The organism is Pseudomonas sp. Pseusp49, from assembly GCF_059491875.1.
Window position 1 is genome coordinate 5,470,109 of record NZ_CP168514.1, and the last position, 11,142, is coordinate 5,481,250.

The following is an 11,142-nucleotide window of genomic DNA, read 5'->3' on the forward strand; positions in this document are numbered from 1 at the left end:
TCAGCCCTCCAGAAACGTAAAGTCATCGGTCAATATCAGGCGCAAACGCTCGCGAATGGCGGCAATCTGCTCCGAACTGTAGGGCTTTGCCGGATGCCTACCCCAAACGGGTGCTGGCCAGGCGGCATCTTCGTGTTTGCGCACAATCACGTGCATGTGCAACTGGCTGACGACATTGCCCAGCGCCGCAACATTCAACTTGTCCGCATCGAACGAGTCCTTGAGCACTTGCGAAAGCGTCGTCGTCTCCTGCCAAAGCTGTCGCTGGTCTGCGACATCCAACTGAAATATCTCGCTGATAGCCTCACGACGAGGTACCAGGATGAACCAGGGATAGTTCGAGTCGTTGGACAACAGCAACCGGCAGAGCGGAAAGTCCCCGATCGGTAACGTGTCTTGTTGAAGTCGTGGATCTAAAGCAAACACTGCGCGTACTCCCGCCGGGTCATCATTTTCAGCTTAGCGTCCATCCAGAGGAGCGGCGCACCAAGCGACCGGACGGCAGCATACCTGTGAACGGCGCACGCTTCACGGCGAACCTTGCACAGACGCCAAGAGTGCCAGCGAAAAGCTGACAGCCCGCCCCCGAATGAGACAATTTTCGACACCGCGCACCACTACAGAACCGGCCAACCGAAAAAAGCGCCGAAATGACTGATTAACAACGAAGAGTTCGCGCCAGACACCTGATCAACAGGAGTGAATCCAGCACAGGATTAAAATTTTTTTGCACCAAAACCGCACAGTGGGTCTACGCTGAACGCTTCGACATCCGCCATTTACTCACTGGCGGGGTGAACCGGTAACATTTTTGGTTGTCAGGCAGTCGACCAAAAGGGTGCAACATGATGCGAAGCAAAGCGTCAAGCCCAAACCAAAGGCGCTTGAACCCCCCGGTTTCATGAGGTTTTTACAGCGCCAGAGGGTCAATTTGAAAAAACCGCAAGAAAATATGGCTTTGTGCACGTTTGTTGCATACATACCCAACATCACCTGAGTGACACCCGCTGGAAGTGGGGGGCATTCAGGCAAAAAAGACAGTGGCAAGGTAGCCCGATGGAGATTCAAACGTTTCACCAGGACTCTTTTTACCGACACCAAGGCTCAGAAAACAGCATTAAAGTTGTCAGCCCGGTTGCGTCGGAGCTCGAAATTTGCGACATCTACCTCGCTGTTTGCGACATGGTCGTAAAGAAGGCGAAAGGTTAGATACGCAAGTATCGCCAACATTGTCGGCGTGATATAAGTTTGCGCCGACACAAAAAGAAAGAGCCGCCCAGATAATAAAACAGGTGGGACGGCAGTACTCTTCTAAAACCAAAGGAGCAAATCACGATGCGCGTGATGAAGTGGAGCATGATCGCACTGGCAGTTGCAGCAGCAGCCAGTACCCAATTGGCTACGGCCGCCCCTTTCGTAAGTGACCAGGCTGAAGCCAAAGGTATTGTTGAAGACAGCTCTCTGAACTTGCTGGTTCGCAACTACTACTTCAACCGTGACCGCAAAGATGGCGCTACCGACCAGAAAGACTGGACCCAAGGCATCTGGGGCAATTTCAGCTCCGGTTACACCCAAGGCCTGATCGGTGTTGGCGTTGACGCTTTCGGTTACCTGGCAATCAAACTGGACGGCGGTGATGGCACCGGCGGCACCGGTAACATGAGCCGCGACGCCGATGGCGAAGTTAACAACAGCCAGGGCAAAGCCGGCGGCGCTGTTAAGTTCCGCGTATCGAAAACCGAGCTGAAAGTCGGCGACATGCAGCCAAGCACTGCTCCAGTGTTCGCTGTTGGCGGTTCCCGTATCCTTCCTCAAACTGCCAGCGGTATCCAACTGCAAAGCAGCGAAGTCAAAGACCTTGACCTCGAAGCCGGTCACTTCTACTCGGCGACCAGCCAGGACCGCAACGCTCGTGACGGCGGCCTGTTTGCAACCTACGCTGGCGTAGAAGCCAACTCCATCGACTACTTCGGTGGCAAATACGGCATTACCGACAACCTGTCGGCATCGCTGTACGGCGCCAAGCTGGAAGACATCTGGAACCAGTACTACGCCAACCTGAACTACACCATCCCGCTGGGCGGCGACGAGTCGCTGAACCTGGACGGTAACATCTACAACACCAAAGACACTGGTGATGCCAAAGCCGGCGAGATCAGCAACACTGCTTACTCCCTGGCAGCCGCTTTCTCGTTCATGAAAGCACACACCATCACCCTCGCCTTCCAGAAGGTTAACGGTGACACTCCGTTCGACTACATCGGTGTGGGCAAGAACAACCGCGGCGGCGACTCGATCTTCCTCGCCAACTCCATCCAGTACTCTGACTTCAACGCCCCAGGCGAGAAGTCTGCCCAGGTTCGTTATGACCTGAAAATGGCTGAGTACGGCGTTCCAGGTCTGAGCTTCATGACCCGTTACGTTAAAGGCTGGGACATCGACGGCACCAAAACTCCAGTTGGCAGCCCTTACGCTGGCCTGTATGGCGAAGACGGCAAGCACAACGAGACCAACTTCGAAGCCAAGTACGTTGTTCAGTCTGGCCCGGCAAAAGACCTCTCCTTCCGTATTCGTCAAGCATGGCACTTCGCTAACGCTGACGAAGGTGAAGGCGACGTGAAAGAGTTCCGTTTCATCGTCGACTACCCGCTGTCGGTTTTGTAATCGCATCCAGTTAGTTTGCGGTAACAAAACAAAAGGCCCATCTTCGGATGGGCCTTTTTTGTTGTCCGTGCAAATTGTTCAATTATTGAACAATCGCCATACATGCCTGACCGAAAAGTCAGGCATGTATGGCAAGGTCTATCACTGCACTGCGGACTCCTGAACCACGCGAATAACCCGCTGTGGAAATGGAATATCGATGCCGGCCTCTCTCAGGCGATCACGGGACAGTTCATTGAACATGAACATCACATCCCAATAATCCGCTGTCTTCACCCAGACACGCAGGGAAACAGTGATAGAACTGTCACCCAATGTCGAAATGACTGCCTGAGGTTCCGGGTCAGTCAATACACGCGGATCCTTGGCCAACTCCAGCAACACTTGCCGGGCTTTCTGCAAGTCCGCTTCATAATCGACGCCCACATCAAACACCACTTTGCGGGTCGGCTGGCGATTGGTGTTGGTAATAATGCCGTTCGACAGATTTCCGTTGGGCACGATGATGGTCTTGTTGTCACCGGTGCGCAGTACGGTATGGAAAATCTGGATGCTGTCGACGGTACCGGCAACCCCCTGAGCCTCGATCCAGTCGCCGATACGAAACGGGCGGAACAGCAAAATCAACACGCCACCGGCGAAGTTCGCCAGGCTGCCCTGCAAAGCCAGGCCAATGGCCAGGCCCGCCGCACCAATCGCAGCCACAAACGAAGTGGTTTCCACACCGATCATCGAAGCCACGCTGACGACCAGCAGGATCTTGAGGATGATGTTCGCTAGGCTGCTGATAAAGCCCTGCAGCGCCAGGTCGGCATTGCGCAACGCAATCAGTCCGCCGAGCTTTTTCGTCACTTTGTTGATCAGCCACCAGCCGATGGCCAGGGTGATGACCGCCAGCAGTACGCGACTGCCGTATTCCATGATCATCGGGATCCAGGTTTGGGATACCTTGACCAGGTTGTCTACCTCAGCGCTTAAATCCATCTACTTTCTCCTGTTTTCCGGCTATGCGGCATGCGTAAAAAAAAGCGGCAGAAAGATCGAACCGCGACGGATTCAATCGTTTCTGCCGTTGCTTGGGCCTCCGACGTCACAAACGCCAGGAGGTTCCCGCTTTCAAGGTCAGTCGCGGAAGTTGTTGAACTGCAGCGGCATACCGAACTCCTTGGCCCGCAGCACAGCAATGGCTTCTTGCAGGTCATCACGCTTCTTGCCGGTAATACGAACCTGCTCGCCCTGAATGGCCGCCTGGACCTTGAGCTTGGCATCTTTGACGTGAGCAACGATTTTCTTCGCCAGCTCCTTGTCGATGCCTTCCTTGAGGACAGCTTCCTGCTTCATCAGCTTGCCCGACGCGAAGGCATCCTTGACTTCGAGGCACTGCACGTCGATTTTGCGCTTGACCAGAGCCAGCTTGAGGATCTCAATCATCGCTTCGAGCTGGAAATCCGCTTCTGCGGTCAGGTTGACGGTCAGGTCTTTTTCCTTGAACTCGAAGCTGCCTTTGCCTTTCAGGTCATAACGACGATCGAGTTCCTTGACGGCGTTCTCGACCGCGTTGGTGACTTCGTGTTTGTCCAGTTCGGATACCACGTCGAACGACGGCATGTAATCTCTCCAAATTTAAAGGCGCACCGATGGAGCGCGCCTGGCTTGCGGTTAAAATCCGCGCTGATTATAACGGGTCTTTCCCATCATTCACTGTGAGCTGCCGATGCACGCCTTAAACAGAGCAAAAAGCTGATGTCCACCACCTGGCATGTACTCGGCGCCGGCAGCCTCGGCACTTTATGGGCGACACGCCTGGCCCGGGCTGGCGTGCCGGTCAGGCTTATCCTGCGGGACACCGCGAGACTGCAGGCCTATGAGGCTGCAGGCGGATTGACACTGGTGGAACACGGCCAGGCGCAACACTACGCCGTACCCGCCGAAACAGCGGACAGCAGCGAGCCGATCAACCGCCTGCTGGTGGCGTGCAAGGCCTACGATACCGAAAGCGCGGTGGCCCGACTGACGTCACGCCTGGCCCCCGACGCCGAACTGATCCTGCTGCAAAATGGCCTGGGCAGTCAGGACGCGGTGGCCGCACAGGTTCCCCAGGCACGCTGCATCTATGCCTCGAGCACCGAAGGCGCCTTCCGCGATGGCGATTGGCGCGTGGTGTTTGCTGGCCATGGCTTCACCTGGCTGGGGGATGCGAGCCATCCGGTCGCGCCGATCTGGCTCGATGACTTGAGCGCTGCCGGCATCCCTCACGAGTGGAGCACCGATATTCTGACCAGGCTGTGGCGCAAGCTGGCCCTCAACTGCGCGATCAACCCGCTGACGGTGCTGCACGATTGCCGCAACGGCGGTTTGCAGCAGCATCAGTGCGAAGTGGCCACCCTGTGCGGTGAACTGGTGGAGTTGCTTGAGCGTTGCGGTCAGCCGGCGGCGGCTGAAAACCTGCAGCAGGAAGTGGAGCGAGTGATTCACGCCACCGCGGCCAACTACTCGTCGATGTATCAGGACGTCACGAGCCAGCGCCGCACGGAAATCAGCTACCTGCTGGGCTACGCCTGCAAAGTGGCCGGACGACATCAACTGAACCTGCCTCACCTCAATCAACTTCAGGCAAGGTTGATCGCTCGCCTGCAAAGCCTTGGATTGCCCAGCGACTGAGCAGCGGCTACGCTGGCCACTTGTTCCTTGTCTGCGATGAATCCGATGCCATTGCGCCAGCGCCTTGAAAACCTGCCCGTCGGCCAGAAACTGCTGGCCGCCCTGCTGGTACTGATGGTCACCGTCCTGCTGGTTGCCAACCTGACCTTTATCAGCGCCGCGTACTACATCTCCCAGGAAAGCATGGCACCCCAGGCTCTGCAGACCATCGGCCGACTGGTATCCAACCCGAGCCTGGCCTCCGAAGCCCTGGCGTCACCGCAAAGCGCCGAGCGCCTGCTGAATGAACTCAACAGCTATTCGCCATTGCGCGCGGCAGCCCTGTATGACGGACAGGGTGAGCGATTGGCGCAACTGCAGCATGGCGACAATCTGGAGCTGCCCAAGCGTTTCCGGCATATCGAAGACTGGCAGGCCACCGAGTTTCGCACCAATCAAGTCATCACCCTGCCCCGCCCCGGCTCGGCACCGGGACATTTGCTGTTGGTTGCCAGCAGTGAACTGCCAGTGGCGTTCTACACCGGGACCCTGACGGCCAGCCTGGGGATTCTGATCTTCAGCGTACTGCTGTGGCTGATCATTGCCCGCCAGATCAAGCGCCTGATCACCCGGCCGATCCACCAGCTCGAAGAGTTGTCGCGGCAGGTCACCCGTGAAGAAAACTACGCACTGCGCGCTTCACGCGGAAACCACGATGAAATCGGCAGCCTCGCCGAGGCGTTCAACACCATGCTCTCGCGGATCGAGGCCAGGGAGCAGCAACTCAAGCGGGCTCGGGACGACTCCCAGGCCGCTTACGACCAGGCCCAGGGCCTGGCGGAAGAAACCCGTCATACCAACCGCAAACTGGAGCTCGAAGTCCAGGTGCGCAGCAAGATCGAGAAAAAGCTCACCGGCTTCCAGAACTACCTCAACAGCATCATCGACTCCATGCCGTCGGCGCTGATCGCCCTCGACGAACAGCTCTACGTGACTCAATGGAACCAGGAAGCGAGTGCCCTGTCCGGCACACGCCTCGATGAAGCCCTGAACCAGCCCATCTTCCTCGCCTTCGAACCGCTCAAGCCGTTTTTGCCGCAACTCAAGGAAACGGTCGAGCAGCATACGGTGGCCAAAATCGAACGTGTCACCTGGCTCAAGGACGACGAGCCCCGCCACTATGCCCTGACTTTCTATCCGCTGATGGGCGGTGCCGGGCGTGGCGTAGTGATCCGGATCGACGACATCACCCAGCGCCTGTCCCTGGAAGAAATGATGGTGCAGTCGGAGAAAATGCTGTCGGTAGGCGGTCTTGCCGCCGGCATGGCTCACGAAATCAACAACCCGCTGGGTGCGATCCTGCACAACGTGCAAAACATTCGCCGACGCCTGTCCCCCGACCTGCCGAAGAACCTTGAAGTAGCCGAACAGGCCGGCATCGAACTGGATACGGTCAATCAGTATCTGAAAATCCGCGAAGTGCCACAGTTGCTCGACGGCATCCAGCAGGCCGGTGCCCGGGCCGCCAAAATCGTCACCCACATGCTCAGTTTCAGCCGTCGCAGCACCCGCCAGATGGCCCCGTGCGATCTGCCCGCCCTGATTGACCAGGCGGTGGAAATCGCCGGCAACGATTTCGACCTGGCGATCGGCTTCGACTTCAAGGGCCAGGCCATCATTCGTCAGTTCGACCCGGCGCTGGGCCCGGTCCCCGGCACCGCCAACGAACTGGAGCAAGTACTGCTCAACCTGCTGAAAAACGCTGCGCAAGCCATTCACCAGCGCGAGGACGACAGCGAGCCGGGGCGGATCATTCTGCGCACCCGGCTGAACCCGCCGTGGGCGGAAATCCAGGTCGAGGACAACGGCATCGGCATGAGTGAAAGCGTGCGCAAACGCACCTTCGAACCCTTCTTCACCACAAAGGAAATCGGCCAGGGCACCGGACTTGGGCTGTCGGTGTCGTACTTCATCATCACCAATAACCACAAGGGGCAGATGGAAGTGCAATCGACCCTGGGCCAAGGCACTTGCTTCACCTTGCGCCTGCCCCTGGCGAGCACGCCACCTGTCGCGCAAGAACTCAATCTGCTATCGAGGTAACCATGGGCTTTCGTTTGTCGAAGATTTACACCCGCACTGGCGACAAAGGCGAGACCGGGCTGGGCGATGGCCGTCGCGTCCCCAAGGATCACCCGCGGATCGAGGCCATTGGCGAAGTCGATACGCTCAACAGTCAGGTGGGCGTGTTGCTGGCCGGGTTGGCGGCACAAACGGATACTGTTGCAGGTTTGCAGGAAGTGATCGAGGTTTTGGCGCCTTGCCAGCATCGATTGTTCGATCTGGGCGGTGAGCTGGCAATGCCGGTGTATCAGGCCTTGAATGCAGCGGAAATCGAGCGCCTGGAAGCGGCAATCGATGTGTGGAATGAAGAGTTGGGACCACTGGAAAACTTCATCTTGCCCGGCGGTTCAGCGTTGATTGCCCAGGCCCATGTCTGCCGAAGCCTGGCCCGCAGTGCCGAGCGGCGGTGTCAGCATTTGAATGCGATTGAGCCGTTGGCCGGGGTTGGCCTGGCGTACATCAATCGGTTGTCGGATTTGTTGTTTGTGGTGGCGCGGCTGATTGCCAAGCGTCAGGGCGTGGCGGAGATTCTTTGGCAGCCTGCGGCGAAGCCTGAAGCTTAATCAGCGCCTGTCAGGGCCCCTTCGCGGGCAAGCCCGCTCCCACAGGGATTGCTAGTGCTCACACAATCTGTGTTTCACCTTGAACACTGTGGGAGCGGGCTTGCCCGCGAAGGGGCCTGTAGGCTCGCTAGAGAATTAACCCTCAGGCCAAAACGCCCGAATCCCTGCCACACCCTGCGCACCCGCCGCCCAGGCTTTCTCGACCTCGGCCGGGCCAACGCCACCCAGCAGGAACACCGGCTTGCTGAACCCCTCGATCAAGCTCGACGCCTGTTCCCAACCCAACGGCTCGGCACCTGGGTGAGTCAGAGTGGGTTGAACCGGCGACAGGGTCACGAAATCCACCCCCATCTGTTCAGCCAGCGCCAGTTCTTCAGCGTTATGGCACGAGGCCGCCAGCCAGCGCGAAGCCGGTAGCGGTCGGCCAGCCGCTGCGTATTTGCGCAACTGCGCCGAAGTGATGTGCCAACCCGCGGACGGGAAATCACCCAACCATTCGAACGGCCCCTTGATCATCAATTGTGCCTTGCCGGCGCACAGGCCCACCGCATCGACAGCCAGGTCGCGATACTTGGGATCGTAACCGTTCGGTGCGCGCAGCTGGATCAGCTTGATGCCACCGGCAATGGCCTTCTGGATGCCACGCAGCAATGCCGGGGTTTCCAGGTCTTCCGGGGTAATCAGGTACTGCGACGGCAATCGGGCCGCCGCGACGATCGGCCGATTGGCCGCTGGAAACTCGTAACCCGACAGATCCCGGGGCGACACCCAGGTCAGGGGTTGGCCTTCGGCGCCGTGGGGCTCGCCGCTAAACGCCGAGACTTCCCAGACATCCAGCAATACCTGCTTGTCCGGGTAATCGTGCCGGACCTTGATCAGCGGGCGCGCCGCTTCGACCACGATGCCCAACTCTTCATGGAGTTCGCGGGCCAGTGCAGTTTCGACCGACTCGTCGGCCTCGACCTTGCCCCCGGGAAACTCCCACAGGCCACCCTGATGCTGTGAATCGGCACGGCGGGCGATCAGGATCTGGCCGCTGCCATCGCGGATGACGGCGGCGGCGACATGGACTCGCTTCACTTTTCCAACTCCTCCAGTCCGGCCTTCTGCCAGGCCTTGAACGCCGGCCATTGGTAGAGGGTTTCAACATAGGCTTCGTCAGCCGCGGACAGTTTCACCCGATAAGTGCGCAGACGCACGGCGATGGGCGCAAAGAACGCGTCGGCCAACGTGAGGCGGCCAAACAGGTACGGACCGCTCTCGGTCGCGGCAGCACGGCACTCGGCCCACAACGCAGCCATGCGTTCGATGTCGCCCTGAACGTCAGCCGGAACCGGTGACAAAGGGGCGTCATGGCTCAGGTCGAACGGCATGTTGCCGCGCATGGCGAAAAAGCCGCTGTGCATCTGTGCGCACGCCGAACGCGCCTGGGCACGGGCGGCGATGTCTTTGGGCCACAGGTTCGCGTCGGGGAACCGTTCTGCCAGATATTCGGCAATCGCCAGGGAGTCGGCGATGGTGCCGTGTTCGGTCTTCAGCAGCGGGACCTTGGCGGTCGGCGAATGCTTGAGCAGGCGCTCGCGGGTGTCCGGCTGGTTCAGCTTGATCAGTTCTTCGGTGTAGGAGGCGCCAGCCAGATCGAGGGCCAGAGCGCCGCGCAGGGACCAGGAGGAATGCAGTTTGTCGCCGATGATCAGGTGCAGGCTCATGTTCGGGACCTTTTGATGGGGGGGACAGGCCAAAATCTCTAGCGTCTGGTCATCCGTCATCGCGGGCAAGCCCGCTCCCACAGTGACCGCGCTGAACACAACCTTTGTGTACGCCACTGAACCTGTGGGAGCGGGCTTGCCCGCGATCGGGTCGACTCGGTCTTAAGTACGGTACTCGGCGTTGATCTTCACGTACTCGTGGGACAGGTCGGTGGTCCAGATGGTTTCGCTGCAATCGCCACGACCCAACTCGATACGAATGGTGATTTCTTCCTGCTGCATCACCGCCGCGCCCTGGGCTTCGGTGTAGGTCGCGGCGCGCGCGCCACGGCTGGCAATGCACACGTCACCGAGGAACACGTCGATCTTGCTGACGTCCAGGTTCGGCACGCCGGCACGGCCAACGGCGGCCAGGATACGGCCCCAGTTCGGATCGGAAGCAAATAATGCCGTCTTGATCAGCGGCGAGTGAGCCACGGTGTAGCCGACATCCAGGCATTCCTGGTGATTGCCGCCGCCGTTGACTTCAACGGTCACGAACTTGGTCGCGCCTTCGCCGTCGCGAACGATGGCCTGGGCCACGTCCATGCACACTTCGAACACCGCCTGCTTCAACTTGGCGAACAGCTCGCCCTCGGCGCGGGTGATTTCCGGCAGCGCAGCCTGACCGGTGGCGATCAGCATGCAGCAGTCGTTGGTCGACGTATCGCCATCGATGGTGATGCGGTTGAACGACTTGTTGGCGCCATCGAGCATCAGGTTTTGCAACACATCGCGGGAGACTTTGGCGTCGGTCGCGATGTAGCCGAGCATGGTCGCCATGTTCGGGCGAATCATGCCGGCGCCTTTGCTGATGCCGGTCACGGTGACGGTCACACCGTCGTGCTGGAACTGACGGCTGGCACCTTTGGGCAGGGTGTCGGTGGTCATGATGCCGGTGGCGGCAGCTTCCCAGTTGTGGATCGACAAGTCGTCGAGAGCCGCTTGCAGCGCACCCTCGATTTTCTCCACAGGCAACGGTTCGCCGATCACACCGGTGGAGTACGGCAGCACCTGGCTGGCATCGACACCGGTCAGCTCAGCCAGCTTGGCGCAAGTGCGCTCGGCGGCGGCCAGGCCTGGCTCGCCGGTACCGGCGTTGGCATTGCCGGTGTTGGTCAGCAGGTAACGCACAGGGCCTTGTACGCGTTGCCTGGCCAGGATCACCGGGGCGGCGCAAAAGGCGTTCAGGGTGAAAACGCCGGCCACCGTGGAGCCTTCAACACAGCGCATGACCACAACATCCTTGCGCCCTGGGCGCTTGATGCCAGCCGAGGCGATACCGAGTTCAAAACCGGCAACCGGGTGCAACGTTGGCAAAGGACCAAGACCAACAGCCATGAATGCGCTCCTTTATAAATGATGTCAGCACCGTTTCAGCAAGACGGTGGTTCGAATGGTAA

At 59.1% G+C, this 11,142-nt stretch carries 10 protein-coding genes; 4 read left to right on the forward strand and 6 right to left on the reverse strand.

What is annotated here, in order from left to right; all coding sequences use genetic code 11:
* Positions 1–426 carry an HIT domain-containing protein gene (locus ACEN83_RS24330; RefSeq protein WP_007977340.1) on the reverse strand — a complete coding sequence of 142 codons (426 nt, stop codon included), beginning with the start codon at positions 424–426 and terminating at the stop codon, positions 1–3.
* A gap of 909 nt (positions 427–1,335) precedes the next feature.
* Between ACEN83_RS24330 and ACEN83_RS24335 the strand changes: the two genes are divergently transcribed.
* On the forward strand, positions 1,336–2,664 hold the full coding sequence (locus ACEN83_RS24335) for an OprD family porin (RefSeq protein WP_495578644.1): 1,329 nt from the start codon (positions 1,336–1,338) through the stop codon (positions 2,662–2,664).
* Between the two features lie 141 nt (positions 2,665–2,805).
* Here ACEN83_RS24335 and ACEN83_RS24340 read toward each other — a convergent pair whose 3' ends face one another.
* Complete coding sequence (locus ACEN83_RS24340) at positions 2,806–3,648, reverse strand: mechanosensitive ion channel family protein (protein WP_007977343.1); 843 nt, start codon at positions 3,646–3,648, stop codon at positions 2,806–2,808.
* A 138-nt stretch (positions 3,649–3,786) separates the two neighbouring features.
* Positions 3,787–4,272: a YajQ family cyclic di-GMP-binding protein gene (locus tag ACEN83_RS24345; RefSeq protein ID WP_007977344.1), complete on the reverse strand. Its 486-nt coding sequence runs from the start codon at positions 4,270–4,272 to the stop codon at positions 3,787–3,789.
* A 135-nt stretch (positions 4,273–4,407) separates the two neighbouring features.
* Between ACEN83_RS24345 and ACEN83_RS24350 the strand changes: the two genes are divergently transcribed.
* The 3 genes from ACEN83_RS24350 to ACEN83_RS24360 are packed head-to-tail and all read left to right on the forward strand — an operon-like array spanning position 4,408 to position 7,991.
* Positions 4,408–5,325 (forward strand): putative 2-dehydropantoate 2-reductase, encoded by a 918-nt coding sequence (locus tag ACEN83_RS24350; RefSeq protein ID WP_495578645.1) that lies wholly within the window; start codon positions 4,408–4,410, stop codon positions 5,323–5,325.
* A gap of 45 nt (positions 5,326–5,370) precedes the next feature.
* Entirely contained in the window at positions 5,371–7,407 is a 2,037-nt protein-coding gene (locus tag ACEN83_RS24355; protein ID WP_116582965.1) for a sensor histidine kinase, read from the forward strand.
* Positions 7,408–7,409: 2 nt separating this feature from the next.
* Positions 7,410–7,991, forward strand: coding sequence for a cob(I)yrinic acid a,c-diamide adenosyltransferase (locus tag ACEN83_RS24360; RefSeq protein ID WP_495578646.1), 582 nt, complete (start codon positions 7,410–7,412; stop codon positions 7,989–7,991).
* A 135-nt stretch (positions 7,992–8,126) separates the two neighbouring features.
* On the opposite strand, the gene ACEN83_RS24365 is transcribed toward ACEN83_RS24360, so the two are convergent.
* From ACEN83_RS24365 to argJ, 3 genes are all read right to left on the reverse strand, one after another.
* Entirely contained in the window at positions 8,127–9,071 is a 945-nt protein-coding gene (locus tag ACEN83_RS24365) for a Nudix family hydrolase (RefSeq protein ID WP_495578647.1), read from the reverse strand.
* Positions 9,068–9,700, reverse strand: a complete 633-nt coding sequence (locus ACEN83_RS24370; protein ID WP_495578648.1) for a glutathione S-transferase family protein — start codon at positions 9,698–9,700, stop codon at positions 9,068–9,070. Before ACEN83_RS24370 ends, ACEN83_RS24365 begins: the two co-directional genes overlap by 4 nt.
* 162 nt (positions 9,701–9,862) lie before the next feature.
* Positions 9,863–11,080, reverse strand: coding sequence for a bifunctional glutamate N-acetyltransferase/amino-acid acetyltransferase ArgJ (gene argJ / locus ACEN83_RS24375; protein WP_495578649.1), 1,218 nt, complete (start codon positions 11,078–11,080; stop codon positions 9,863–9,865).
* Positions 11,081–11,142: the final 62 nt, after the last annotated feature.

Excerpts from the sequence above, each read along its gene's own strand:
- ACEN83_RS24335 (WP_495578644.1), top strand. The coding sequence starts at position 1,336 with ATGCGCGTGATGAAGTGGAGCATGATCGCACTGGCAGTTGCAGCAGCA.
- ACEN83_RS24340 (WP_007977343.1), bottom strand. The coding sequence starts at position 3,648 with ATGGATTTAAGCGCTGAGGTAGACAACCTGGTCAAGGTATCCCAAACC.
- ACEN83_RS24345 (WP_007977344.1), bottom strand. The coding sequence starts at position 4,272 with ATGCCGTCGTTCGACGTGGTATCCGAACTGGACAAACACGAAGTCACC.
- ACEN83_RS24350 (WP_495578645.1), top strand. The coding sequence starts at position 4,408 with ATGTCCACCACCTGGCATGTACTCGGCGCCGGCAGCCTCGGCACTTTA.
- ACEN83_RS24355 (WP_116582965.1), top strand. The coding sequence starts at position 5,371 with ATGCCATTGCGCCAGCGCCTTGAAAACCTGCCCGTCGGCCAGAAACTG.
- ACEN83_RS24360 (WP_495578646.1), top strand. The coding sequence starts at position 7,410 with ATGGGCTTTCGTTTGTCGAAGATTTACACCCGCACTGGCGACAAAGGC.
- ACEN83_RS24370 (WP_495578648.1), bottom strand. The coding sequence starts at position 9,700 with ATGAGCCTGCACCTGATCATCGGCGACAAACTGCATTCCTCCTGGTCC.
- argJ (WP_495578649.1), bottom strand. The coding sequence starts at position 11,080 with ATGGCTGTTGGTCTTGGTCCTTTGCCAACGTTGCACCCGGTTGCCGGT.